The organism is Thermoflavimicrobium dichotomicum (genome assembly GCF_900114055.1).
Taxonomy (GTDB): domain Bacteria; phylum Bacillota; class Bacilli; order Thermoactinomycetales; family Thermoactinomycetaceae; genus Thermoflavimicrobium; species Thermoflavimicrobium dichotomicum.
The window spans coordinates 1-25,236 of record NZ_FORR01000028.1 but is presented as its reverse complement, the minus strand read 5'-3'; the positions used below and the strand labels follow the sequence as shown (position 1 = coordinate 25,236).

23 protein-coding genes are annotated in these 25,236 nt (G+C 42.5%); 16 read left to right on the top strand and 7 right to left on the bottom strand.

Annotated elements, in window-relative coordinates; translation table 11 throughout:
* From BMZ78_RS17195 to BMZ78_RS17175, 6 genes are all read left to right on the top strand, one after another.
* Positions 1-3,983, top strand: a 3,983-nt coding sequence (locus BMZ78_RS17195) for a non-ribosomal peptide synthetase (RefSeq protein WP_139203354.1), incomplete at its 5' end; no start/stop codon positions are given.
* A gap of 337 nt (positions 3,984-4,320) precedes the next feature.
* A complete protein-coding gene (locus BMZ78_RS18950; RefSeq protein WP_175482546.1) occupies positions 4,321-4,467 on the top strand; it encodes a hypothetical protein in 147 nt (48 codons plus the stop codon).
* Positions 4,468-4,511: 44 nt separating this feature from the next.
* Positions 4,512-4,859 (top strand): hypothetical protein, encoded by a 348-nt coding sequence (locus BMZ78_RS17190; RefSeq protein WP_093231631.1) that lies wholly within the window; start codon positions 4,512-4,514, stop codon positions 4,857-4,859.
* The gene (locus BMZ78_RS17185) at positions 4,846-5,364 is read left to right on the top strand and encodes a hypothetical protein (RefSeq protein ID WP_093231630.1); all 519 of its coding nucleotides are present in this window, start codon (positions 4,846-4,848) and stop codon (positions 5,362-5,364) included. The genes BMZ78_RS17190 and BMZ78_RS17185 overlap by 14 nt, the downstream gene beginning before the upstream one ends.
* Positions 5,365-5,376: 12 nt before the next feature.
* Positions 5,377-5,727, top strand: a complete 351-nt coding sequence (locus BMZ78_RS17180) for a hypothetical protein (protein ID WP_245739902.1) — start codon at positions 5,377-5,379, stop codon at positions 5,725-5,727.
* A gap of 238 nt (positions 5,728-5,965) precedes the next feature.
* Positions 5,966-7,504 carry a pyridoxal phosphate-dependent decarboxylase family protein gene (locus tag BMZ78_RS17175; protein WP_093231629.1) on the top strand — a complete coding sequence of 513 codons (1,539 nt, stop codon included), beginning with the start codon at positions 5,966-5,968 and terminating at the stop codon, positions 7,502-7,504.
* Positions 7,505-7,718: 214 nt separating this feature from the next.
* On the opposite strand, the gene BMZ78_RS17170 is transcribed toward BMZ78_RS17175, so the two are convergent.
* A complete protein-coding gene (locus tag BMZ78_RS17170) occupies positions 7,719-8,018 on the bottom strand; it encodes an MTH1187 family thiamine-binding protein (protein WP_093231628.1) in 300 nt (99 codons plus the stop codon).
* A gap of 151 nt (positions 8,019-8,169) precedes the next feature.
* Here BMZ78_RS17170 and BMZ78_RS17165 point away from each other — a divergent pair, with 151 nt between their 5' ends.
* Both BMZ78_RS17165 and ku read left to right on the top strand, forming a co-directional pair.
* Positions 8,170-9,543 carry a tetratricopeptide repeat protein gene (locus BMZ78_RS17165; protein ID WP_093231627.1) on the top strand — a complete coding sequence of 458 codons (1,374 nt, stop codon included), beginning with the start codon at positions 8,170-8,172 and terminating at the stop codon, positions 9,541-9,543.
* A gap of 55 nt (positions 9,544-9,598) precedes the next feature.
* Entirely contained in the window at positions 9,599-10,408 is an 810-nt protein-coding gene (gene ku, locus BMZ78_RS17160) for a non-homologous end joining protein Ku (protein ID WP_245739906.1), read from the top strand.
* Here ku and BMZ78_RS17155 read toward each other — a convergent pair.
* Positions 10,405-10,725, bottom strand: coding sequence for a hypothetical protein (locus BMZ78_RS17155; RefSeq protein ID WP_093231625.1), 321 nt, complete (start codon positions 10,723-10,725; stop codon positions 10,405-10,407). The two genes, ku and BMZ78_RS17155, sit on opposite strands and share 4 nt — an antisense overlap.
* Positions 10,726-11,195: 470 nt before the next feature.
* On the opposite strand from BMZ78_RS17155, the gene BMZ78_RS17150 reads away from it, so the two are divergent.
* Together BMZ78_RS17150 and BMZ78_RS17145 are read left to right on the top strand one after the other, a co-directional pair.
* On the top strand, positions 11,196-11,618 hold the full coding sequence (locus BMZ78_RS17150; protein ID WP_093231624.1) for a hypothetical protein: 423 nt from the start codon (positions 11,196-11,198) through the stop codon (positions 11,616-11,618).
* 208 nt (positions 11,619-11,826) lie between these two features.
* A complete protein-coding gene (locus tag BMZ78_RS17145; RefSeq protein WP_093231623.1) occupies positions 11,827-12,162 on the top strand; it encodes an ASCH domain-containing protein in 336 nt (111 codons plus the stop codon).
* A gap of 158 nt (positions 12,163-12,320) precedes the next feature.
* On the opposite strand, the gene BMZ78_RS17140 is transcribed toward BMZ78_RS17145, so the two are convergent.
* Positions 12,321-13,139: a Gldg family protein gene (locus BMZ78_RS17140; protein WP_093231622.1), complete on the bottom strand. Its 819-nt coding sequence runs from the start codon at positions 13,137-13,139 to the stop codon at positions 12,321-12,323.
* Between the two features lie 310 nt (positions 13,140-13,449).
* Between BMZ78_RS17140 and BMZ78_RS17135 the strand changes: the two genes are divergently transcribed.
* The 3 genes from BMZ78_RS17135 (at position 13,450) to mtnA (ending at position 17,625) form a co-directional block, all read left to right on the top strand.
* A complete protein-coding gene (locus BMZ78_RS17135; RefSeq protein WP_093231621.1) occupies positions 13,450-14,976 on the top strand; it encodes a fatty acid--CoA ligase in 1,527 nt (508 codons plus the stop codon).
* Between the two features lie 179 nt (positions 14,977-15,155).
* The gene (locus BMZ78_RS17130; RefSeq protein ID WP_093231632.1) at positions 15,156-16,316 is read left to right on the top strand and encodes a thiolase family protein; all 1,161 of its coding nucleotides are present in this window, start codon (positions 15,156-15,158) and stop codon (positions 16,314-16,316) included.
* A 262-nt stretch (positions 16,317-16,578) separates the two neighbouring features.
* On the top strand, positions 16,579-17,625 hold the full coding sequence (gene mtnA / locus BMZ78_RS17125; protein ID WP_093231620.1) for an S-methyl-5-thioribose-1-phosphate isomerase: 1,047 nt from the start codon (positions 16,579-16,581) through the stop codon (positions 17,623-17,625).
* Positions 17,626-17,740: 115 nt separating this feature from the next.
* On the opposite strand, the gene BMZ78_RS17120 is transcribed toward mtnA, so the two are convergent.
* The 4 genes from BMZ78_RS17120 to BMZ78_RS17105 all read right to left on the bottom strand — a co-directional run bounded on the left by BMZ78_RS17120 (position 17,741) and on the right by BMZ78_RS17105 (position 22,238).
* On the bottom strand, positions 17,741-19,003 hold the full coding sequence (locus tag BMZ78_RS17120; protein ID WP_093231619.1) for a cation:dicarboxylate symporter family transporter: 1,263 nt from the start codon (positions 19,001-19,003) through the stop codon (positions 17,741-17,743).
* A 159-nt stretch (positions 19,004-19,162) separates the two neighbouring features.
* Positions 19,163-20,065: a response regulator gene (locus tag BMZ78_RS17115; RefSeq protein ID WP_093231618.1), complete on the bottom strand. Its 903-nt coding sequence runs from the start codon at positions 20,063-20,065 to the stop codon at positions 19,163-19,165.
* A 6-nt stretch (positions 20,066-20,071) separates the two neighbouring features.
* The gene (locus BMZ78_RS17110; RefSeq protein WP_093231617.1) at positions 20,072-21,337 is read right to left on the bottom strand and encodes an ATP-binding protein; all 1,266 of its coding nucleotides are present in this window, start codon (positions 21,335-21,337) and stop codon (positions 20,072-20,074) included.
* A 352-nt stretch (positions 21,338-21,689) separates the two neighbouring features.
* Positions 21,690-22,238 (bottom strand): cupin domain-containing protein, encoded by a 549-nt coding sequence (locus BMZ78_RS17105; RefSeq protein ID WP_093231616.1) that lies wholly within the window; start codon positions 22,236-22,238, stop codon positions 21,690-21,692.
* Positions 22,239-22,529: 291 nt separating this feature from the next.
* On the opposite strand from BMZ78_RS17105, the gene BMZ78_RS17100 reads away from it, so the two are divergent.
* The 3 genes from BMZ78_RS17100 to BMZ78_RS17085 all read left to right on the top strand — a co-directional run bounded on the left by BMZ78_RS17100 (position 22,530) and on the right by BMZ78_RS17085 (position 24,753).
* Complete coding sequence (locus tag BMZ78_RS17100) at positions 22,530-22,943, top strand: DoxX family protein (RefSeq protein WP_093231615.1); 414 nt, start codon at positions 22,530-22,532, stop codon at positions 22,941-22,943.
* A gap of 448 nt (positions 22,944-23,391) precedes the next feature.
* A complete protein-coding gene (locus tag BMZ78_RS17090; protein ID WP_093231613.1) occupies positions 23,392-24,066 on the top strand; it encodes a uracil-DNA glycosylase in 675 nt (224 codons plus the stop codon).
* A gap of 228 nt (positions 24,067-24,294) precedes the next feature.
* Entirely contained in the window at positions 24,295-24,753 is a 459-nt protein-coding gene (locus BMZ78_RS17085; protein WP_093231612.1) for a DIP1984 family protein, read from the top strand.
* Positions 24,754-25,236 lie beyond the last annotated feature (483 nt).

Sequence of the window (25,236 nt, the reverse complement as noted above, 5' to 3'; positions counted from 1 at the left end):
ATGTAGCGGTTTGGCAGCAAAAGCCGGAGCAGAAGGAGCGCTTGAAGAAGCAAGAGACGTATTGGCTGGAGCAGTTGGCTGGTGAGTTGCCCGTTTTAGAAATAACAACGGATTATCCTCGTCCATCTGTACGGCAATTTGACGGAGCGACTGTGGATTTTGTAGTGGATCGAAAATGGCTTGAAAAAGTGAAAAGTCTTTCGATCAGGGAAGGAGCCACCCTGTATATGACGCTCTTAGCGATTTACAATGTCTTGCTCTACAAATATACAGGGCAAGAAGATTTGATCGTAGGTACCCCGATTGCGGGTCGCTCTCACGCCGATGTCGAATCGATTGTGGGTGTGTTTTTGAATACCTTGGTGTTCCGAAACACCGTAAACAAAGAAAAAGGATTCCGAGACTTTTTGGCTCAAGTAAAAGAGCAAGTGCTTCTTGCCTACGAAAACAGCGATTATCCATTTGATGAGTTAGTGGAGAAATTAAATCTACAACGAGATTTAAGCCGTCATCCCGTATTTGATACCACGTTTACGTTGCAAAATCTGGATTGGGCAGAGATGAAGATGCTCGGTCTTGAAATGACTCCTTATCATTTGGAACGAAAAAATGCCAAGTTTGATTTGAGCTGGACAGCGGTCGAAGGTGATCAACTCTATTTCTCTGTGGAATACAATACCAGCTTATTTAAAAGAGAGACCATTGAGAGAATGACGACTCATTTTTGCCATCTGCTACAGCAGATCGTAGAAAACCCGGATCTTCCAATCAAGGAAGCCGAACTGGCGACAGAAGAAGAAAAACAGCAAATTATTGAGGATTTTAACGATACCCGATCAAATGAATCAGTCGATCAAACGATCCATACGTTATTCGAAGAGAAAGTGAAAAGAACTCCTGATCAGATTGCGGTCACCTTTGAAACCACTTCACTCACCTATCAGCAACTTAATGCCCGAGCAAACCAATTGGCCAGAGTTTTAAGAGATGCGGGTGTCGAGCGTGAAACAATCGTGGGAATCATGGCAAACCGTTCTTTGGATACCATTGTCGCGATTTTGGCCGTGTTAAAAGCAGGGGGGGCATATTTACCGATTGATCCAGAGTATCCAGACGCTCGAATCCAGTACATGCTCGAGGACAGTGGAACAAGCGTTTTACTGGTCCACAAGAGAGAGGAAGTTCCAGCTTATTACGTCGGTACCTGGCTTGAAATCCATCAAGCGGATTACGAGTACAAAGATAAGAGTAACTTGCCGTGTATAAACGAAGTGAGTGATTTGGCTTATGTCATTTATACATCTGGATCGACAGGAAAGCCCAAAGGAGTCATGATTGAACATCGAGGAGTGAGCCAATTCCTCGTAATGGCCAAGACCTATGGCATTGATCAAAGTAGCCGTGTGTTGCAATTTGCTTCGCTTAGCTTTGACGCTTCGGTTCAGGAAATCTTCCATACGTTATTAAGTGGTGCGACCTTGGTGCTTTGTCGCAAGGAAACACTTCTATCCGAGTCGGGATTGAAGCGAGTCCTGCGCGAGCAGGCCATTACCACGGTAACCCTTCCTCCATCTCTATTGCGGACGATTGAGTATACGGATTTACCAGCGCTTACCACATTGGTAACCGCAGGAGAACCTTGTACAGCAGAGATTATACGGACTTGGGGGAAGGATCGGACCTTTATCAATGCATATGGACCAACAGAAGCAACCGTCTGTACCACACTGGCACTGTATCAGGATGCTCACTTTACAAACGTCACGATCGGTACCCCGATTCTGAACAAACACGTTTACATTGTCAATGAGGAACATCAATTGCAACCGGTCGGTGTGCCGGGAGAGCTTTGTATCGGAGGAAAGGGATTAGCCAGAGGTTATCTCCATCGTCCAGAGTTGACGGCTGAGCGATTTGTGGAAAACCCCTTTATCCCAGGAGAGCGGATGTACAAAACAGGAGACTTGGCTCGTTGGTTACCCGATGGAACCATTGAATATTTAGGCCGAATCGATAATCAAGTGAAAATTCGTGGTTATCGGATTGAACTAGGGGAAATTGAGGCCAAACTGTTAGAACTGCCGTGTGTGCAGGAAGTGGTTGTGCTTGCCCAAACAGATGAAACGAACGAAACGCATCTTTGTGCTTATGTGGTTGCTGATGAGAACTGGAACGTCTCAGAGGTTCGTCTGCACTTGAGTAAGAATGTCCCGGATTATATGATTCCAACTCACTTTGTAAAATTGTCGGCCATGCCGCTGACACCAAATGGAAAAGTGGATAAAAAAGCGTTGGCGCAAATCAAATATAAACAGGAAACCGGAACAGAGTATATCGCGCCAGCCAACGTCATCGAAGCGTCGCTTGTCCGTATCTGGCAGGAAGTTCTTGGGGTAGAGTCCATCAGCATGAATGATCACTTTTTCCATTTGGGTGGTCATTCGATTAAAGGAATGATGCTCTGTTCACGGATTCAGCAAGAGTGGGAAGTGGAGCTAACGCTACCTGATGTCTTCAGACTCCCTACCGTAAAGGAAATGGCAACTTACATCCAACAACTTCTGAGAGAAAAAGAAAATCAACTTCAGGATGCGGCCATGATCATTGAAGTCGAAGGAGACATGATGTTGGATTCTTTACAAATCGCGCTGGATTCTTTGCTACGTACCTCAAAGCCGCGGACTTGGATGAAACAAGGGTATAATATGCCACTTTCGTCTCGTGTACATGAGATAGAAGCGAAGAAAGAAGAAATAAAACAGGTTGTTGAAGTCCTGGTGAAGCAATCCGCTTCCGCTGAAACTCAGTCGATTCAGGTTTCACTCATTCGCCTGTCAGAGAAGAAAAATGTGATTCTGCTTCAAGCCAGTCAGAAAGTGGCGGATGGGATCCTGCTCCACAAACTGGCTCAAGATCTAATCACTGCTTACCAGCAAAAAGAAAGGGAACTATCTTCGATCCAATATAAGGAATATCAGCAATGGATGCATGAGCAGTTGGATCAACAGCTGGCATGGTTGAGTCAGTTATATCAAATGCCGACCTATGTGAAAGAAAATAACTTAATAGAACAAGAGATTTGGATTGAAAAAGAAGGAATTGGCGTCCCCGGTACCTTAACCATTCCAGCAGGCGATGGGCCTTTCCCAGTTGTGATCCTGATTCAGGGTGACGGAGAAGTTGATCGTGATTTCAGTCTGTATGCGTTAAAACCATTTAAAGATCTTGCTTTAGGATTGGCGAGTCAGGGAATAGCGGTTTTACGTCATGAAAAGAGAACGAACAAGCATTACGGTTACTATGAGGACTATACCGCGTATAACGAGTTTGTTGAAGATACTTTGGCTTCGATCGACTTTTTACGAAGCAGGAAGGAGATTGATACAGGCCGTATCTTCCTTCTTGGGCATTGTCGGGGAGGATGGATGATTCCTGACATATTGGAAAAAGTACAAGGCCCAAGTGTGGCAGGAGGTATATTGCTCTCCGCACCGGATCCTCAGATCACAGCAATCGAAATGGTGTATCAACGGGATTTCCCAGGGGCTTCAAAGGAAGAGATGGAAAAATATCGGAAGAAGTTACGGCAAATTGAATCGTCCGCCTTCGATCCAGATCAACCGCATCCAGACTTAGAAATGGTGCCCAGTGCTAAATGGTGGCATAGTATCAAGGATTATGTTCCAGCCCAATTGGCAGCCAAACAGCAGGTTCCTCTCCTCATCTTGCAAGGAGGACGCGATTTAAACGTACCTGCTAATGATTTGGAGAAATGGAAAATCGCACTGGGAGATCGCGAGGACATTGACTATCAATATTACCCCAAACTCAATCATGGGTATGTGGAGGGAGAAGGAGCTCCTTCCTTTGAGGAGTATTTGAACCCTGGAAACGTTCCATTCTATGTCATTCAAGATATTGTAGCATGGATAAACAAACAAATAAGAGAGAAAGAAGAGAAGAAACACACGACTATGGTTTAAAGCAGGAAGGATCAAAGATGAAGGTTTGATGATCCAAATGATTGGAATCACAAACGGAAGCACTTCGTTACCCACAGACGGATGGTAACGAAGTGCCCCTCTCTTTTACACATCGAATGACTCTTATTCCCAAACCTAACTTGTGAAAGGGATAAATTCTATGTTTCCGTTATTTAATATTATCCAAAAGAATAATTATGAAATGCTTATTAATTCATAAATTGAAATGCTCTATAATATTGAAATATAGGGATTTATTCTATGAGGTGATCCTTTTTTAGTATAAATCCTCCTATTAAGAGAATAAGTTAGCGCTTGCTTGTGGGATGAGAATCATGTGGATCGACAAAGCCTGATATTATACCTTTCATTTTCATTAACCTTCGATGAATCATCTTTGGTTATTGGACGCATGCAGGATTTGTCAATTGACTCGGATGAAGCAAATGAAAAAGGCAGCATAGGCGCAGGAAGTAGAAAATGACTGTCCAAACTGGATCAGGAAAGTCGCATTAAGGGGAGAAGAACATGGACAACAAAAAGTTGGAAAGTTCATTGGACTATGGACTCATTGAGCCTTTGACCATCCATGAAAGGTCGAAAGTACCAGAAGCATTAACAGAAGGATGTACGGAACAAGAATATGATCTCTACTTTCGTTTAAAACGGGAGTCACCAGATTTATTGGCATGGTCAAAATCCTGTATTCAATTATATGAAAAACAACTTCAAGATTTGGATCAAACCAATCTGGAAGACATAGATAAATATCAAATTTTAAAAGGTTGGTTACATGTTTTCCAAGTAACGTTAGAAAATTGGGTGAAGGCTTGCGAGGGAAAGCAAGAGGAGAGAAAAAACAATGAGTGTGACTAATCCAAGTATACCTGCGTCTTATCAACAAGCCGTTCTTCGCTGGAAGCAAGGTCATCATGTCTTTCATGTGATTTTGGTCACCATGAATACCTGTTTAGAAGAAAGTTTACGTGCGTTAAACCAGCAGGACTGGTCTCGGCTCATTCAGCTATTGGAACGACTGGCTACCCTTTATGATGCGGCCACAGCGACCATGAAATATTCATCAAACTTTTCGCGCAAGTATTATGAAGAAGTGATTCGACCTTCGATGATGCCACCTTTTCTCAAGCCAGGTTTTAGTGGAAAGCTCAATCGAGAGCATAATGTCATGTTAGATCTATTCCAAACCCTTCGCGCCGAATTGAAGAAGAAAGAAGAGCTGCCACTTGGAGTAGAGGAAGCTTGGCGGAAGCTGGTTCAATCACAAAAACGTAATCGTAAGCATCATGGGTTAGTTTGTCAACAATTTGTAGATGATGGTGTCTCTCTGCTCCAAGAATTTTATCGAAGCCAAACTAAATAAGGAGGAATTTTTATGATTATTGTAATGGAAACCTGGTATTTAAAATCCGAATTTGAAGGACAAGCACTTGAATTGATGCAACAAATGGATGACTTGTTAGGACCCGACGCTCATGAGCATCCTGGTTGGACAGGACATGCTTCTTTCTATCAAAGTGCAGAAAAACCAAATGAAGTGATTATGGTTTATCCTTGGAAGTCTCGTGAGCTTCATGAGGATTTAGTGGTGCAAGAAGAACCGAAATTGGTTGAGTTCGTTCAAAAATACTGCGAAAAACCTCGTGTCATTCAATACTTCAATGAACTGCCGGTGGAGGTTGAACATGATCACGACCATCACCACCATAATGATGAGAAAAAATAGAAAAGAACTTCCTTTTGTGGTGGATGAGAGGATTACGTGTTTTACATAGATAAATCGCGTTTCCTGGGAGTTAGATCAAGTATTCAATGGATTTCCTTTTCCTATCCCGCTAACTTGGAAAAGAGGCAACGCCGATATCATTCATTTAGGGATGGGAAAGGGAATTCTTCATTAATGTATTCGGATATAGGTGGTTCTTAAAAAAAGGGTTGCCTGACTTTTTGAGGGGGATAATGGCATGGAAAAGAACAACTTACCATGGAAAGAATTAGGAGATTGGGAACCTGAGCAGTTTGAAGCCTATGGTCAAGCCTTGTTGAAGAGAATTCGTGAACACTTTGAACATATTCGTGAGACCCCTGTGACTAGTCACATTTCTCCAGCAGAACTGTTGGCTTTATTGGATAAACCATTACCAGAGAAACCGCAGCCATTTGAACACACACTGGAAGAGACATGGAATAAAGTGATTCCCCATCTGACTCATTGGAATCATCCTTCGTTTCACGCCTATTTTAGTATCTCAGCAAGTTTTCCTGGCATTTTGGCGGATCTCTTGATTTCTTCATTAAATGTCAACGCCCTAGTCTGGAAAGCAGCACCCGCCGCTTCGGCACTGGAAAAGGTTGTTCTTCGGTGGATGGCAGAAATGGTTGGATATGATCCTACAGCTGAAGGGGTTTTGCTCAATGGGGCTTCGCTAGCCACCTTTTACGCACTGGCTGCTGCTAGAGATGTGGATCCGGATCTGGATGTTCGTACGAAAGGTTTTACAGGTCGTTTGTTACCGAAACTTCGTATATATACTTCCGATCAAGCACATAGCTCAGTAGATAAAGCAGCGATTGCCTTAGGGATCGGGACAGAGAATGTTGTTCATATTCCAACAGATGAACAGTATCGCATGCGGGCAGATAAATTGGAGGAAGCCATCCAACTCGACATCGAAAAGGGATATCGCCCTATGGCAGTGGTCGCCACAGTAGGGACAACAGCAACAGGAGCAGTGGATCCAATCTCTTCTATTTCCCAAATTTGTAAACAATATGGAATTTGGCTTCATATTGATGCAGCCTATGGCGGATTTTGGAATCTTGTTCCTGAAGTACAAGCCCATGCAGAAAGCCTTCAATTAGGGGATTCACTTGTAGTCAATCCACATAAATGTTTATACACTCCTCTTGAGGTTACAACGCTTTATTGCCGAAGAAAGGGAGCACTTGCGAATACATTCCGTCTTGTTCCGGAATACTTGCAGACAGTCAAAGAGGATGGAAGCGTTGACTATATGGATTACTCTTTACAGCTGGGACGGAGTTTTCGCGCTCTGAAAATTTGGTGGGTCATTGAAAGCTTTGGGAGAGAAGGATTGGCCAAACGCATGGGAGAAAGCATCCGTTTGGCACGTTGGCTCGAAGATCAAATAGCAGCCCATCCGGATTTTCTGTGTCCAGCTTCTTCCCCTTTTGCCCTGGTTTCCATCCAATATGTACCTCAGTCGATTCAAACGATGCTAAAAACCGCTTCTTCCAAAGAGAGGGAAATCTTACAGCAATATGTGGATCAATGTAATGCAAAGTTACTGGAAGAACTGAATAAGACTCGTACTGCTTATGCTTCACATGCTGTCATCCGTGAAGGATATATTATTCGTATTTCCATCGGCAACATTCATACCACAGAAGAGGACATTCAGCGTTTGTGGAATACCTTACAAGTGCTAGCGAAGAAAGTAAGCGAACAATTCCCTCTTCCCACTCTTCATGCGGAAAGATAAATCCGTTGGACGACGCTTTGAGGGAAGCGTCGTGTTCAGATGCAGATGATGCTGCTTTTTGCTGGCATGAATTTAAAGAAACTGGCCAATTGGCGATGGTGCCCCGTCGCCTTCATCGATTTTTTTATCAGTCAATTAAAAAACCACTTCTGAAAGCCGTGTTCAGAAGTGGTTTTTCTAACTTCAGTTCAAACTAAATAAAAGTAAAGTTTTATTACCTTTTTTGCGACTGAACAATCTCTACCTGCCGATTCATGTTCAAATCTTTATCTGTGCGATGATCGATACTCATTTGGGTAATCACCCGGTTTACTCCATTCGTGAGAGCATTCTGGTGAATAGACTTGGCGACATCCATCAATTGATCGATTTCTCCTTCGATAATGGTAGCGGTTGGAGTTACCTGGTAATTTAACCCCTTTTCTTCAATAACCCGAATGGCATCGGTGACTGAAGAACTGAAGCTTGGGCTTTGTGTTCCGACTGGAATGACACTGATTTCCAATAGCGGCATGATTCCATTTCTCCTTTAATGGATATTGGTTTTCAAGAATAGAATAGCTCTTGCTTTTGAAAGGCATACGGGGAAATTTTTAGCGATCATCCGTCGTGTATGCTTTTTGTTGTTCAGGACATACTTTCACTTAAAAGGTGGAGGAGGAATCATGTTACAGAAACAATGGATCCAATCAGTGCAACACGCTTTGGACGAAATCAAAACCCATTATCCCAACAGTTCGGCTCAAGAACGTTCCAAATGGCGGAACCGTTTATTGCAGATAAAGAAATCGTGTGACTGGATGTTGGAATCATGGATTTGTATTGAGGAACAAATATCGCAACTGATTCAGAAACATCCAGAACTGATCGTTGAAGAAAAAGAAGTGGAGGAAGAGTTTTTCCTTGATGAATCGGTAGTACGCCAGTTCAGACAGGGGCAAGGATACTATGGGTTGACCATGTTCAAGGAAGCCAAGCCGTTTTTTCAGCAAGTGGTAGAGGAAGCTCCTGACTTTTTGTTGGGACAGTTATACCTCGGGTTAACTTATTTCCAGGAAAATGAATTGGAGGAAGCGGCGCGGCAATTTCATTTGTTGCGGCAAAGTGCGACACATGATGAATTTGTTGGTTTTGCTTACCATATGTTAGGTTGTATCCTTGTCAAACAAGGAAAAGATGAAGAGGCGATTAAACAGTTTTCAAAGGCGGTCTCCATTGTTCCAGATAATGGGGATACATGGTTTAATTTGGGTGCCTGTCATTATCGGTTGAAAGAATATCATGCAGCAGTCCCTTATTTTTATCATGCACTCGCCATCAATGAAGATGATTGGGAATCGATGTATTACTTGTCCAGCTGTTATCGTCATTATCAGGAATGGGAAAGTGTTACCTTCTGGCGGGTCGCCTCCTACGAAAAAACGAATCATCCCCGTGTGATTGAATCAATTGCCCAGGATTATGAGGAAATGGGGCAACCGGAGACAGCATTGCATTGGTATCATCGTTTGCTCTTGCACAATCCAAAGAGTATGGTAGCATACCATGGAATTGCCTGGAATTTATGGACGATGAAACGGCCCGAGGAAGCTTTCTTGTGGTTGAAAAAAGGACTGACTCTTTTTCCAAAAAATGGTGATCTCCTTTTCTCATATGTTTGGATGTCTTTAAGTGAAGGAAAAGTGGAACAAGTCGAACAAGTGATGGAAACGCTTCCGGCTGAATGGGTGAAACAGCCGATCTGGCTGGTTGTTCGTTCACGCTTGTTTACCCAGCTCGGGCATTTTGAACAGGCAACCCGGGCTGCCGAGCAATTGATCGAACAAGAGAATGATTCCGTCCGAGCCATGGGTCATTATCAAAAAGGAAGAACTTATTTGGAGATGGGAAGAGTATCGGAAGCGGCTGAACACTTTCAGGAAGCACATCATTTGATCAAAAACTGGAAAGATCCGCTGTTTTTTCAAGGGGTTTGCCATTTGGCAGAAGGAAGACCGGATCTTACCCAAACGTGTTGGAAAGAAGTATTACAAGTATGATCTGTATGTCCGACGAAAATTCAAATGCAGCAAATGGGGGATTCCTGTGCATACGATGTGGAAAGGGTCCATCAGTTTTGGCTTGGTAAACATTCCAATCAAGATGTATGCAGCAACAGAAGAAAAAGATATTCGTTTTCGCTATTTGCATAAAGAATGTCGGACGCCGATTCAAAATGTCCGTATGTGCCCGCATTGTCAAAAAGAAGTGCCATGGAATGAAGTGGTAAAAGGATACGAATATTCCGATGGTAAATTTGTGCTTATGGAAAGTGAAGAGTTGTCAGGACTTTTGCCAAATGCGAATAAAGCGATCGAAATTCTGGATTTCGTGGAGCTGGAAGAAATTGACCCGATTTATTTCAATAAAACCTATTATTTGGGAGCACAAGATGCAAATAACAAGGCTTATGCTTTGCTAAGGGAAGCATTAAAAACATCCAAAAAAATCGGTGTAGCGAAAGTGACCATTCGCTCCAAGCAGTCATTGGCAGTGATACGGGTTTACGGAAATTGCCTGGTCATGGAAACCATTTTTTACCCCGATGAAATCCGGGATGTAGCGATGGTGCCAGGTGTGCCAGACGAAATGGAATTGCCAGACAAAGAATTGAAAATGGCTCACCAGTTAATTGAGAACCTCACGATTCCTTTTGATCCGGAAAAGTATCAGGATGAATATCGTCAAGCGATCCAGCAAGCGCTTGAGAAGAAAATCAGTGCAGAAGAAGTTGTCGAAGCGCCTGAACGAAAACCGGAAAAAGTGATTGATTTAATGGCAGCATTGCAAGCCAGCCTGGAAGCAACTTCTACTACAAAGAAAAAGACAAAGCGAACCCCCAAAAGAAAAAAGGCTACTTCCTAGTTTTTCGGATGATCACGCCAATATCTCAGGTATTGATGTTGGTTCGTGGGACGTTTGGAAATCAAGCGTCCATTTTTTTCATAAGTGTATTCATATTCTTTGTAATGTTCGACGATATAAGGTTCCTCTATGCTTGCTTTATAAAGTTCCCAGGCATATTCGGTTTGCAAATGGGGCTCAGCAGGACCTGCAAAAGATGGCACAGCTTTTTCAATATAAACTTGCTCCCGAGCGAGTAACATTCCCCCCAGCATCATGTTCACCGCAATAGCTGTAACGATACTGGAGCGCAAAAGAATGTCTTTCCAGTGGTTCATTCTGTTCCCTCCTCTAAAAAGAACCAATTTCTCCATGAGTTTGTTTATCAACACTACCTATATATATGAAAAATGGGAAGGTTCATCCCAGGATGATTTCATTTTTGTACAAACTTTGGATGGTTTTCGTTGCTAATGGGTTCTCAAGATGGAGAAGTTACTTCTATGAGCTGTTTTGCATTCATTGTCTGGTCGATATATTTTCTCTTAAAATCATTCAGTTTTGTTCATCTTACAAGTAAAAAGTATGCTAACATATGTTAAAGATGCTAAAATTAGCTGATTCCAGTCATATTGGGAGATTAAAATTGGAAGTGATGGAATCAATTAGCAGGTTACTTTGTCAGTGGTTTGGTGTATTGTATTGATGGTTTATCCATTCAGGGAACAAAATCATTTTCTCCAATAACTGTCTATGATTATTCCATTTTTAGTATATATTTTGGTGATGGAAATAAGGAGTGAAATGAATGCAGTACGTGGAAAGGGCATCCATTGTTTTGTTGGATCATATGGATATCGAGGTGACAGGAAAGGAAGCGCAGAGGATTTACCAAGAGGTCCAGAAGGATCACTTTTCATATGTTCGAGTGAATTTGAATGATCGCATTGTAGTGATTCCACGTGAAAGCATCGTTTATATCGTGTTTGAGCCGAATAAAAAGGCGAATGAATTGCAAAAACGTATTGATCAGCATTGGGAACGTGTTTTTCAGTTAACAGGAATCAAAGATGATGAAGATGGAGATTGGTATGTACGGGATAACATTACCTATTTGGGATATCGAAAAGTGTCCGAGGATCCAAAAGTAGCGGACTTGCTTATTGAATTGGAGCACTTGCAGGAGCAACTGGAGGAATTGATGCCACAGGATGAAGAGGAAGAAAGCTAGGAAGAGCGCCAGAAGAATACTTCACTTCTTGTTTTCGTCATGGAAAAGGAGTGAAGTTTTTTTAGTCATTGGGTATAAATATAATACGGGAGAAACTTTCTTTTTTTGAAAGTTATTTTTACAATTATATTAAGATTTTATTTATACTTAATGATAAAAGAAAGGTTGGGGTAAAATGGTTTTTATAAAAGATAAAGGAGGAAGATCAATGGAGGCACTACCGCCCAAAACATGCAGTGTTGATCGTTTGATCACCCGGCCACAAGATATTCAGCGTGTATTGGAAGGCAAAAAAAGAGCGACGCGGCGGCATGGACGTTATGCCGATCCAGGCGAAATCATGGTATTAAGAGGTAAAAAATTTGAAATTCACAAAGTTTATCGCCAACAGTTGCGTGATTTCATGGATGAACATGCCAAAGCAGAGGGTTTCGCCGATGTGGAAGAGTATAAACAATACATAATATCGATTCATTCCAATTTGACCTGGAATCCAGACGCATGGGTCTGGGTACATGAATTTCGGCCATTGGATCAGGAGTGATCCTTGACCAGATAAGTTATGTTTTACGAGGAAAAATAATGATGAGAGCTTGTTGAGATTTTTGGAATATTGTTTCCTATAGGTTAATCCCCATCTCTTTCATGAATGATGAAGGAGATGGGGATTAAAAAGTTACCAGGAAGATGCCTTATCCTTTTTCATCGATCCCTTGCTAACCACTGGATCGTATTTACAGCCAATCGGGCATGATCATATTGTTTCCAGTTGGGATGCAGTTTTTTTCCTGGTGCTCCAGTGCCATCATCGTATGGAGAAGAATCGACGATGGCGGCAAATCTCCCAGATCCATAGATTCCGTGAATATGATAATAGTTTTTTTCCTGCCCTGTGAAGTTGACATCTTCCGTAATCCTTTGGTTTTTGTCTGTCAATTGGATCGTTGTACATGCCCAACATCCTACGGCATTGACTTTTTCGGTTAGGACATTGGGAGATATGCTTTCGATCGGCGCTTGGGTAAGGGTTTTTCTGCTAAAAAAGAAACCAAATGTTTTTCCCACCCAATCCTGCTCAGGTTGGTAACGATCTTTTTTGTAGCCATTAAAAATGTCAACCGAGTCCCAACCGTCATGATTGCGGTCCGAATCGGCATGATCAGCGATAAAGTATACACCTCCACCATTTTTGATAAACTGGTTGATGGCGCTTTTTTCTTCATTGGAATAGTTTGTGTTGGGCTCAGGCAAGATCAGCACTTGATATCGTTGGAGCAGTGAGAGAGTAAATCGATCTTTTGTTGACTCCACTGTATAGCCTGCTTTTCTCAATGCCTCTGCGAATTCAGAATAACCTCCCTCAATGGTCCAATCGGCATTTCCGGCAGTCTGTCCATGGCCTTGATCAAACAAAATTTTTTTACTGGCCGTTTGTTTGGAAAGGGAAAAATGGATCGGTTGACATCCAGATAGTCCAAATATTCCAATCCATAAAAAGAGTAGAAGCCGGTATCGCTTCATGAAAGGATCACCTCATTGAAAAACGGGATTGGATCAAACAGTGCATCATGGCAAAATTATGTGACAATCTCTAAATAATATTTTACAATATCGATTTTTAATCCATTTTGATAAAACTTTTCTTCTCCAGAACCAGTTAGAAGGATGATGAAACCATTTTTCAATATATATTTTACATGATATGTATAAATATAACCATAATAAACTCGTTTTAGACTGTTCATAAGATTAATAAATTATAGTGAAATAAGCAGGTAAATATGCTAATTTATAAAATAGGAAGGTCATTTTTCAGGAGGGAGGCTACACGATGTACCCGACGCTTGGAGTGATCCTTGACCAAACCGTTCAAAAGTATCCCCATCGAGAAGCGTTGGTCGATGTGGCTAAAAATAAACGATGGACTTACGCCGAGTGGAATCAGGAAGTGAATCAGTTAGCCAATGCATTGACTCATGCAGGTGTAAAAAAGGGAGATGTGGTTTCCACTTTATTGTTTAATCGAAGTGAATTGGTAACGACGCTTTTTGCCTGTGCCCGAATTGGGGCCATATTTAACCCGATTAACTATCGATTGAAATCAAGGGAAATTGCCTATATTGTACAAGATGCGAAGCCCAGGGTTTTTATTTTTGAACGAGCTGTAGAAGAAGTGATTCGACCTGTATTTTTCCAGTTTCCCATGACACTCTTTTGGACCGTCGACTCAACCAGACTGAACTGGGCACAATCCTATCATGATCTCCTTTCACAAGCCCCTCCGTTCTCCCCGTTAGTGGATGTATCCGAAGATGATATTTATGCGATTATGTATACAAGTGGTACAACTGGCAAACCAAAAGGTGTCATGCACCGCCATCGTGACATGATTGAACAGAGTTATATTCTGACGCATGCATTGAGACTTTCACCGGAAGATCGCGGATTGTCTGCTGCCCCCCTATACCACTGTGCTGAGCTGCATTGTATGTTCATTCCCCGGGTTCATGTAGGTGCCACCAACATTCTTCTCCATCACTTTGATCCCATATTGGTTCTGGAAACCATTCAGGATGAACAGGTTACCGTCACGTTTGGCGCTCCTACCATGTGGAATATGATGTTAAATGAAGACCTTTCCTCGTATCGTTTATCTTCTTTGCGCCTCGGATTGTATGGAGCTGCCCCGATGCCACCTGTACTTTTGCGTTCATGCAAAGAAAAGCTGGGTATTGAATTGGTCCAAGCCTATGGCATGACCGAAATGGGACCTGCTGTCACTATTTTAATGGATCATGAACAATTGACGAAGATCGGTTCAGCTGGCAAAGCCTGTCTCAATCACGAAGTACGTGTGGTAACTCCAGGTGGAAGACCTTCGGATATCTTGAAACCGGGTGAAATTGGCGAGATCATTGTGAAAGGCCCTTGTCTGATGGCCGGTTACTACAACAAACAGATCGCTACAGAAAAAGTGATTCGGGATGGTTGGTACTACACGGGTGATCTCGGATATGTGGATGAAGAAGGTTACCTCTATGTAGCTGATCGCGCAGATGATATGATTATTAGTGGCGGGGAAAATATATATCCCCGTGAAGTGGAAGAAGTGCTGTACGAACACCCTGGTGTGCTCGATGTGGCTGTTGTCGGTCGGCGGGATATTCAGTGGGGACAACAAGTGATTGCCTATGTCGTCAGAAAAGATCCATCCTTGACAAGTGAAGATTTGGATCAGTTCTGCCGGAAAAGCAATAAACTCTCCAATTTTAAACGTCCCCGGGAATATGTTTTTGTCGATCAATTGCCTCGAAATGCAAGCGGAAAGGTACAGAAGTTTGTTTTGCGAAGCAATTGACTTTCCAAAACCAGACCAAAGGATAGACCCTCATGTTGCCGAGCAACACCATCAGAGATGAAAAAAGTGTTCTGTTCTTCTATGAAGCGGCGCAAGGAACCCATCCCGAAGCGCGGAAGAAACGTATCCCTATTTTAAAAATAGCTTTTCTAGACCAAGGATAGGAAGAGTGGATCATGATGAATCGTGAAGTGGTGATTGTTGAAGCAGTACGTACACCTGTGGGCAAAAGAAATGGAGTTTTTCGAAATCTTCATCCGGTGCATCTGGCAGCGAAAGTATTGGATGAAGTGATTCGGCGTGCGGGTATAGCGAAAAAAGATGTGGAAGACATTGTGATGGGGTGTGTTACACCTGTCCATGAGCAGGCCTGGAATATCGGGCGATTGGCAGCACTGGAAGCGGATTTTCCCATCGAGGTCCCCGCTGTTCAGATCAATCGGATGTGCGGTTCAGGACAACAGGCGATTCATTTTGCAGCACAAGAGATCCTGGCTGGAGATATGGATATCACGATCGGTGCAGGAGTCGAGCATATGACCAAAGTTCCCATTATGAGCGATGGAAATGAGAAGACCATTCCAGCGTCGCTCAATCAAAAGTATGAATTTATCCATCAGGGTATATCGGCTGAACGCATAGCCAAAAAGTATGGGATATCCCGTGAAGAATTGGATGCATATGCGTTGGAAAGTCATCGCCGGGCTCTCATGGCCCAGAAAGAACATCGGTTTGATCAGGAGATCGTCCCGATCGAAGGAGAAGACAAAGAAGGAAATACGATTATCGTTACGCAAGATGAAGGACCGCGGGAGGATACATCGCTAGAGGCTTTGGCCAAGCTAACACCTGTTTTCCAGGCCGATGGTGTCATTACAGCAGGAAATGCGAGTCAAATCAGTGATGGAGCTGCTGCCGTTCTTTTAATGGAAAAGCAAAAAGCGCTGTCACTGGGGCTAAAACCGCGAGCACGGATTCTGGCACGGGTGGTCGTTGGATCAGATCCTACCTTGATGCTGGATGGAGTGATTCCAGCTACGCAAAAGGTGTTGCAGAAAACGGGCTTATCTTTGGAGGATATCGATTTGGTCGAAATTAATGAAGCATTTGCGTCGGTTGTCCTGGCGTGGCAAAAGATATTGGGAGCTGACTTGAATAAAGTAAATGTAAATGGTGGAGCGATTGCGTTAGGCCATCCGCTTGCTGCCACAGGCGCCAAACTGTTAGCCACGCTGGTCAATGAACTTGAGAGAAGAAAGGGAAGGTATGGTCTTTTAACCATTTGTATTGGACATGGAATGGCTACGGCCATGATTGTGGAAAGATGGCAGGATTGTTAGGTCCAAATGGCCGTAAATGGATAAGGGAATCCAGTTCTTTTTGATAGAGATCTATGGTCTTATTTTTGTAGAGCTCCTACTCATGTATAAAGATAAAATCATATATAATAGACTTGGTGAATAGGAAGTGGGAGGATGTTGACGAGCGAGGTTTTTGCCGGCGGAGCCGCTTTGGCAAAAAACTTGTCAACAAACTCGAAATAGCATGATTCATCCATCATTGGTAACAGCTGATTGATATCGTAGAAAAGGTGAAGCGATCATGGACAAAATTCCACATCCTTTATCTGTGATTTGGACCGGAGAGCACTTACGTCTGCTTGATCAGAGAAAATTGCCCATTGAAACCGTTTATCTGGATTTATTTACACCGGAAGAGGTATGGGATGCCATTTATACTTTGGTCGTTCGTGGTGCCCCTGCTATTGGGATTGCTGCCGCTTATGGTTTGTATCTGGGAATTGCTCAAGTAGAAGACGAAGCAGCTTTTTGGAAAAAATTAAAGCATGTAGCTGATTATTTGAATTCTGCCCGCCCCACCGCTGTAAATCTCTCCTGGGCACTGAAACGGGTTCAGGAAAAGGTGGAACAACAGAAGGGGCAGCCACTGGCTCAGCTAAAAGCGGCTGTTTTGGCGGAAGCCAGGGCCATTCATGATGAAGATGCAGAAATGTGCCGGAGAATTGGGGAAAACTTGCTCACCCTGCTCCATGATGGTATGGGGATTTTGACCCATTGCAATGCGGGTGGACTGGCGACAGCGGCTTACGGAACTGCTTTGGCTCCCATTTATTTGGCAAAAGAAAAAGGCTGGAATATCAAAGTGTTTGCCGATGAAACCCGACCTGTTTTGCAAGGGGCACGCCTTACGGCTTATGAACTGCAGCAGGCTGGCGTAGACGTCACGCTCATCTGTGACAATATGGCTGGGGTGGTCATGAAACAAGGCTGGGTACAGGCCGTCATTGTCGGAACTGACCGGGTTGCTGCCAATGGAGATGTGGCGAATAAAATCGGAACCTATAGTGTGGCAGTATTGGCCAAGGAACATGGCATTCCTTTTTATGTGGCTGCACCTACATCATCGATTGACCTTCATACACCATCAGGCGATCAGATTCCGATTGAAGAAAGGCCTGCCGAAGAAATTATCGCCGGTTTTGGCAAACAAACGGCACCTTCAGCCATCAAGGTGTTTAACCCGGCATTTGATGTAACACCTGCGAAATACATTACGGCGATTGTGACGGAAAAAGGGATTATTCGTGCACCTTTTGAAAAAGGGTTGCAGGAACATGTGAGCAAGTAAAGAATCAGAGACGATGTCCAAGCGTGTGGGACATCGTCTTTTCTGTTTGATGGGAATAAAAAAGACTGTTGACCTTTGAATTTGGTCAACAGTCACGTTGGAGAGAAGAATGATGTCATGAAACGGAAGCGACATATTCTTCCTCTTTTTCTTTCCCTTGATTAAACTCGCCTTCCCATTTGGACATGACCACAGCTGCGAGTGCATTTCCACAAACATTGACTGCAGTTCTGGCCATATCGAGAATGCGGTCAATACCGGCGATAAAGGCCAGGCCTTCCATCGGAATACCGACAGAGCCAAGTGTGGCCAGCAAGACGACAAACGAAACACCAGGTACACCCGCGATTCCTTTGGAAGTGACCATCAAGACCAGCATCAATGTGATTTGCGAGCTGAGCGGCATATGGATTCCGTACATCTGGGCGATAAAGAGTGCAGCAAGTGCTTGATACAGGGTAGAGCCATCCAGGTTGAACGAATAGCCTGTTGGGATGACAAAGGAAGTAACGGTTTTGGAACATCCGAACTTTTCCATCTTTTCGATGATCTTGGGTAAAACAGTTTCAGAGCTGGCCGTAGAGTAAGCAAGAATCAGTTCGTCTTTCAGGATTTTGATAATGGTAAAAATACTTGTACCTGCTATTTTTGCGACAATTCCCAAGATGACGACGACAAAGAAGATCATGGCTCCATAAACGGAGAGAACCAGTTTTCCGAGAGGGATCAACGAATTGATTCCAAATTTGGAAATGGTCACACCGATGAGGGCAAATACGCCGAATGGAGCAAATTTCATTACCTGGTTTGTCACCCAAAACATGGCTTCCGATACGCCTTTGAAAAAGTTGAGTATGGGTTTTCCACGCTCTCCAATCGCTGCGATTCCCAGACCAAACATGACGGAGAAGAAGATGATTGCTAACATATCTCCTTTGGCGCTGGAGTCAAAAACATTCGTTGGTACAATGTTGACAAATGTATCAACAAAGCTGTGGCTGGTTTGTTTTTCAGTGGTATCCACATATTTTTGGATATCGCCTTTTTGTAGCTGGTTCATGTTAACGCCAGCGCCTGGTTGAACAATGTTGGCTACTAACAGCCCTACAATAATTGCGATGGTTGTGATAATTTCAAAATAAAGAATCGTCTTCCCGCCGAGTCTATCCAGTTTTTTGAAATCTCCCGTTCCTGCCACACCGACGATCAAGGTAGAAATAACGATGGGCACTACGATCATTTTAATCAAGCGAATGAAAATGTCACCAATCGGCTTTAGATAAGTTTCCACATGGGGATTGCCATAAAAAATGGCACCCACTACCACACCCAAAACAAGTCCGATCAGAATCTGAAAAGCCAATCCAAATCGTTTCATATGACAGGATCCCCCTTCCAATGTGATTGAGAAAAAGAAAGCGCTTTTATATTGGCAGATCGTATAGGAGTGATTGCTTTCAATATAAAAGGCGATCTACAAAAAACTACAAAAACATACAGAAAGATGTATAAAAAAAGAAGGGAGATCCAAAAAGGGTTAACCAATTAAACGCTTCGCTTCGAGATAAAGAACCTGGATAAACTTTTTCGGATTCAGACGGATCGAGCTTCCTGTTTTTCCTTCCAACTCCAGCATTTTTTTGCGTATTTCAGCAAAATCAAAGAAGGTGGAAGCATATTTTTCAAATTTGGGGTTTGTAAAATCGGTTAAACCAATGGAAGCGAAGTGGCTCATGGATTGCATGATCGCTCGTCGAATCCGTTGCTCGATGGCTTTCATTTCTTTGTGAATTTGTTCTGGTGAAGCCGTTTTGCCTATCTTATTTTTCGCTACTTGGTAAAAAATATCTTTCAGTAGTGGAAATTCATAATCCAGCGATTTTTCTTTTTCTAATTGGAACAGGTACTGCAAAACATCCAATAAGTCTTTACTTCCGTTGCTATCAATGATTCCCAGTTCAGCCAGAAGAAATTTTCCAGAGGGGATAATACTTCTTTCGGTAAAAGGATTTTCTTCTTTGGCTTTTCCCAATGCGAAATCCAGTGATTGTTTAATATGGTAGATAGACTTCTCCAAACGCAATCGTTCACTGACTTTCTGAATGACACTGCACACTTCCAGCCGATTGATCGGCTTGGTGATATAATATTCCACTCCCAAAGAATAGGCTTCACCGATCAGATCTTTTGTCTCAACCTGAGAGATCATGATGATTTTTCCGGAAAACGAAGCAAGGTTACGAACCGTTTCAATCCCGTCCTGGACGGGCATCATCAAGTCTATCAAGAGAATGTCTACTTTTTTTGATTCAAGGATATGGTGATCAACGAATGAGCCGTCTTCTGCTTCTCCTACCACTTCACCCAAATCGTCATCTTCAATAATCTGAGTCAGCATCGAACGAACCACTTCATCATCATCGACAATAAAAAATCGCATTCGTTCTCACTCTTTCTTTTCCAGGCTATGAACGGGCAATCGGATGGTAAAAACGGTTTCTCCTTCCTGACTTTGAAAAGTAACCTCTCCTTGCAATGATTCAACCACTTCTTTCACATAGGAAAGACCAATCCCTGTCGACGGTTTTCCCAGTGCATCATATTTGGTTGTAAAACCTGGCTTGAATATGAGCTTGTGCTTTTTTTCCGGGATCCCGGGCCCATTATCCGCTACACGAAAAATTACCCAATCGCGCTGTCTTTGAATGGAAACTTTAATGATTCCTTCTTTTTGAATCGACTCCACAGCATTGACAACGAGATTATTCATGATCGAGAGTGTGGTGTAAATATGATAGAACGGATGAGTGCCTTTGATCTGAAGGGAAAACTGAATTTCTTTTCCCAGTAATCGAGCCACTTTTTCATTGGATTGAATGATTAATCGGCCCAGGCTTTCGATACTCATATAGTCATTGGGGCTTTCATTGGAGATCATTTTGGAGAGCCCTGCATAAATCCGTTGATTATCTTTCTTGATTTCGTGTACTTGTCCCGCAATTCTCAGCAATCTTTGTGCATACTCACCTGCAGATGGTTGCTTTTTTACATGTTGGTATAGATCATAGCAATCCCTCGTAATATCTTCGGCGTTTTGCAGTGATTTTTTCAGATGGATCGTTTCCTCATACAAACTGGAAATCAACATGATCAGATGCTCATTCCGTTTTTGTTGCTCCGCTTCTTTCAATTGGGCTTGTCTTAGCTGGATGATGTGAAAAAATCCGATGACGAAGAAGCTCCGAATGGTAGCAAAAATGAGTATCTGGTTGACAATCGATGCTGTGATCATTTTGTCTTGGAAGCTGTAGCGGATGAATAGCTCTGAAAAGCTTGCGATCATATCAATGGCTACACCGAAGACCCCAATCACAAAAGGCCAGCGACGAAAGCGATTCATCTTCGTCAAGGCAAAGAGAACAGAGAAGACGAAATAATAAAAAGAGGATGGAAAATGATGTTGCAGTGCGACTATGAATTGCTCCGAATGATTCGTCAGGAAGCCTAAAGCCAGGCGAAAGATGACAATAAACCCGCCAACAAGAACGCCGCATAAGATCGGCGAGATTTCATCAACCCATAATAAAAAAAAGAAAAAGACAGCAGTCCCCAAACTGATCCGGTAGTCGTCATGAAAGGGATAAAACTTGAGCTCGCCAGCTAGAGCTACCGTAATGATCATCCATCCGATCAGAAATCGTTTTCCTTTCAATGCATATCACTCTTCTTTCGAATGGCCTGTAGATTCACCCGGGAAAAGGAAAAGGACACCTTCTGTTTAAAGGTTCATCTCCAGATACAACGCTAAACACAAGGTGTCCTTATTATGGAGAATAGCATCATTTCAAAGATTCTACAATGCCTTAAGGTCTGGAAAAAGAAGTTTTTGTAAACATAGGGAGTTACTATAAAACGGAATAACGACATTGCAGTCAATGTCAGAGAATTTCTGATGGAAAAGAAAGAGAGACGATGTCTAATGGTTTAAGGCATCGTCTCATGTTTTGCTACTGGGTGGGCTTATGGTGTTGATTGACTGTACGACACGCAAAAAAGTGTTGGATTCAGAAGTTGTTTTTTGGATCATTTTCCGTATAGACGGTGATTAAAACCCGAGCTGTTTCATCGCTAATATTGGTTACACGATGGGGTACACAGGCATTCCAGCTAAAAGAGTCGCCTTCTTCCAAAATACATGTGTCTTCACCTTGTTGGGCAAGAATTTTTCCTTTCAGCACGACATGGCATTCTTTCCCTTGATGGGCGTGTGCCTCATCCCCTGTGGATACTCCTGGAGGCAGTTCGCCAATCATCATGCGCAATCCATCATAGGAGGCGAGCAGTTCCACTTTGATCTGATTCTTGCCAAAGGTAGTGATCTGTCTCTCCTCCTTTCGGACGATTCGCATACGCTCATGCTCTTCCAAAAACAGATAAGATAGAGGAACACGAAGAAACTTGGCAATCGTATGCAAGGTATCAACAGATGGAGAAGTTTTATCATTTTCCACGTTACTTAGAAAACCCTTGGATAAACCGGTGCCTTCTGCCACTTGGGAAATCGTTAACTTTTTTCGCTTTCTTATTTCGCGAATCCGTGCTCCAATATGCATCAAATTGACTCCTTTCTTCTATTTGTAAAAGGGTTGACACTTTAACGTACAGATGATAATCTTTAGTTGTCTCATAGAAAACATTTTATCATATTAAGAAACATTTTAACCATGATCATGGCGGATGCAGTAGGTGATAGTGGGGAATTGATTCAACCTCATCGCATATGAATAATATTCTGATCATAATAATAAAAAAGTTGGTTTTTAAAGTGAAACCACTTATTTTTTGCTTAATAAGTTAACCAATATGAATAATATTTCTTTATTAAGATAAGGAGAGTGAGATTTATGGAAAACAAACAGCAATGGGGAAGTCTTATTCTTCGCTTGGTACTTGGGATTACCTTTTTCGTACATGGATTGGCCAAATTTCAAATGGGTCTGGGTAATGTAGCGGGATTTTTCCAAAGCCTGGGACTACCGGGACCACTCGGTTATCTGGTTGCTGTTCTGGAATTAGTCGGAGGAATTGCTTTGATTGTCGGATTGGCGACGCGCATCTTTTCCGCTGCCTTGGCCGTAATTATGATTGGAGCCATTTTCACTGTGAAGTTGCAAGCCGGTTTTATGGGAGCACCAGGAAAAAACGGTTATGAATTTGATCTGGCTTTACTGGCAATGGCGCTTTACTTTGTATTCGCTGGCTCAGATGCTTTATCGGTAGATCACTTATTCAAAAGAAAGAAAGCAAATGAATCTTAATTGAAATGGATGAACTGAAAAATAGGAGGAGTAGCTGAACATGGCTACTCCTCTCTTGTATACAAGGTTTCCGTTCGGTGCTGGTTTGTTAACAAAAGCTCATGTTGCCGAGCAACACCATCAGAGTATTTTCTATAAAGCGGAGGGATGGGTTTCTTACGGAGTGACTGTGATGGGACAGAAGTCGTCACGGAGGAAGGAACCCAGCCCGAAGCGCTGGAGAAACATATCCATATTTTCAGGATATCCTTAGGAGTAGCTAAATATGGCTACTTCCTTTTTTCATTACATTGTAAGGTAATGAACGGATCATTGAAATTTTCTTCAAAGCTTTAGTGAATGAGAGTAATTTTAAAATTGAATAGGGTTCAATCTTTACTTATTTGCTTTAGCTATGCAAAAATATTAATCAAAAAGAACAATGCTATAAAAGAAAGGAATACATATTATGGCTATCTTGAAGAATGATTGGCAGGATGTCGTGGGACAGGAATTTGAGAAGCCATATTATTTGAAACTTCGTCAATTTCTTATTCATGAATACAACACTCAAATTATTTATCCAGATAAATATGAGATCTATTCTGCGCTTCATTTGACTCCTTATGCAGAAACGAAAGTCGTAATCCTTGGACAGGATCCTTATCATGGTCCGGGACAAGCTCATGGACTCAGTTTTTCAGTCAAGCCAGGAGTACCCATTCCGCCTTCCTTGCAAAATATTTTCAAAGAACTTCGGGATGATCTGGGATGTTATATTCCCAACAACGGTTATTTGGTTAAATGGGCGAAGCAAGGCGTTTTAATGCTGAATGCGGTACTGACTGTACGCCAGGGAAGACCCAACTCTCATCGTGGAAAAGGATGGGAAATCTTTACGGATCAAGTCATCCAGGCATTAAATAAACGGAAAGATCCTGTTGTCTTTATTTTGTGGGGAAAAAATGCCCAAGAAAAAAAGAAACTGATTACTTGTCCGCATCATTACATCATTGAGTCGGCACATCCAAGTCCTTATTCAGCGGATCGGGGCTTCTTTGGCAGTCGTCCGTTTTCAAGAACCAATCAGTTTTTACGTCGAATCGGACAACCAGAAATTGATTGGCAGATTCCGAATATGTAGAGTTTATAGCTTGTTGGCAAATTTACCGTTATCGTTATATGCCGGTTTTCCTTTTCCGTTTCACTCCCGTTGCTTAAAAACGAGCAAGAAGTCGTTCAACTGGAAAAGGAAAACCGGGTTTGTCAACGGCCCTGTTTCTACATGGTCATGTAACTTTGAATCAGATTTGTTCGTATTTCCTGTATTAGATACCGGATGAAAAAGCTGGATTTAAAGGAGACAGAAAAAGTGAAACTGGCAGAAGCATTGATTTTAAGAGCGGATTGTCAAAAAAGAATTGAGCAATTAAAGGTACGGTTGAGTCGCAGTGCGAAGGTACAGGAGGGTGAAACCCCACCAGAAGATCCACAAGCGTTGTTAAAGGAAATGGAAGGCCTGCTAAAAGAGCTGAATCAACTAATTGTCGCCATTAATCGAACGAATGCATCTGTGAAATTCAATGAGGAGATGACTTTGGCAGATGCATTGGCGTTAAGAGATGTGATTGGATTAAAGCGAAAAATTTTGGCTGAGCTAATCGATGCCGCTACAGTCAGACAGGATCGGTACAGTCAATCTGAAATCAAGTATCTTTCAACGATCAATGTAGCTGAGGTTCAAAAACAAGTGGATAAATTATCCAAAGAGTATCGGGAACTGGATTTTCAAATCCAGGAATTAAACTGGAAGACAGAAGTGATTGACTGATGGATGTTGGTAGTAGTCATATGCGTAAGAAGCGAACACAACCCGCCAACTGGGAAAGTTGGACTCTGGGTAGAGGCAAGGGGCTGCCTCTGGAGGTTCGACTCCTCCTGTAACATAGAAGCCCAGTAGTGTAACAGGTAACAAATCACTCATGAAAGTAACTACCATGTGTTGGTCTTACACATATGATGAGGGTGGGTTCGGGGAAATATTCGAAAGGATCAATTCTGAACAACGCATAGAAAGGAAAGTATTTATAAATAAGATGTTTCTCTAATCGACATGTGTTTGATTATGTAGGTGAAAAATTTTTTCCGAAAAAGGTATTGCATGTTTTGTCGAAGCATGATATATTATTTTCTGTCGCCGCGATGAGCGGTGGAAATGAAGAAACGCACCTTGAAAATTAGATAAGGAAATGAAGTCAAGTCAAGGGTATCACCGAGACGAGTACCTTTAGCAACAGGTTAAGCTACTAAGGGC

Bases quoted from the DNA above. Each gene is read 5' to 3' on its own strand.
- BMZ78_RS17100 (WP_093231615.1), top strand. From the start codon at position 22,530: ATGGAAAACAAACAGCAATGGGGAAGTCTTATTCTTCGCTTGGTACTT.
- mtnA (WP_093231620.1), top strand. From the start codon at position 16,579: ATGGACAAAATTCCACATCCTTTATCTGTGATTTGGACCGGAGAGCAC.
- BMZ78_RS17190 (WP_093231631.1), top strand. From the start codon at position 4,512: ATGGACAACAAAAAGTTGGAAAGTTCATTGGACTATGGACTCATTGAG.
- BMZ78_RS17145 (WP_093231623.1), top strand. From the start codon at position 11,827: ATGGAGGCACTACCGCCCAAAACATGCAGTGTTGATCGTTTGATCACC.
- BMZ78_RS17130 (WP_093231632.1), top strand. From the start codon at position 15,156: ATGAATCGTGAAGTGGTGATTGTTGAAGCAGTACGTACACCTGTGGGC.
- BMZ78_RS17180 (WP_245739902.1), top strand. From the start codon at position 5,377: ATGATTATTGTAATGGAAACCTGGTATTTAAAATCCGAATTTGAAGGA.
- BMZ78_RS17105 (WP_093231616.1), bottom strand. From the start codon at position 22,238: ATGCATATTGGAGCACGGATTCGCGAAATAAGAAAGCGAAAAAAGTTA.
- BMZ78_RS17165 (WP_093231627.1), top strand. From the start codon at position 8,170: ATGTTACAGAAACAATGGATCCAATCAGTGCAACACGCTTTGGACGAA.
- BMZ78_RS17090 (WP_093231613.1), top strand. From the start codon at position 23,392: ATGGCTATCTTGAAGAATGATTGGCAGGATGTCGTGGGACAGGAATTT.
- BMZ78_RS17175 (WP_093231629.1), top strand. From the start codon at position 5,966: ATGGAAAAGAACAACTTACCATGGAAAGAATTAGGAGATTGGGAACCT.
- BMZ78_RS17185 (WP_093231630.1), top strand. From the start codon at position 4,846: ATGAGTGTGACTAATCCAAGTATACCTGCGTCTTATCAACAAGCCGTT.
- BMZ78_RS17150 (WP_093231624.1), top strand. From the start codon at position 11,196: ATGCAGTACGTGGAAAGGGCATCCATTGTTTTGTTGGATCATATGGAT.
- BMZ78_RS17155 (WP_093231625.1), bottom strand. From the start codon at position 10,725: ATGAACCACTGGAAAGACATTCTTTTGCGCTCCAGTATCGTTACAGCT.
- BMZ78_RS17140 (WP_093231622.1), bottom strand. From the start codon at position 13,139: ATGAAGCGATACCGGCTTCTACTCTTTTTATGGATTGGAATATTTGGA.
- BMZ78_RS17170 (WP_093231628.1), bottom strand. From the start codon at position 8,018: ATGCCGCTATTGGAAATCAGTGTCATTCCAGTCGGAACACAAAGCCCA.
- BMZ78_RS17135 (WP_093231621.1), top strand. From the start codon at position 13,450: ATGTACCCGACGCTTGGAGTGATCCTTGACCAAACCGTTCAAAAGTAT.
- ku (WP_245739906.1), top strand. From the start codon at position 9,599: ATGTGGAAAGGGTCCATCAGTTTTGGCTTGGTAAACATTCCAATCAAG.
- BMZ78_RS17120 (WP_093231619.1), bottom strand. From the start codon at position 19,003: ATGAAACGATTTGGATTGGCTTTTCAGATTCTGATCGGACTTGTTTTG.
- BMZ78_RS17115 (WP_093231618.1), bottom strand. From the start codon at position 20,065: ATGCGATTTTTTATTGTCGATGATGATGAAGTGGTTCGTTCGATGCTG.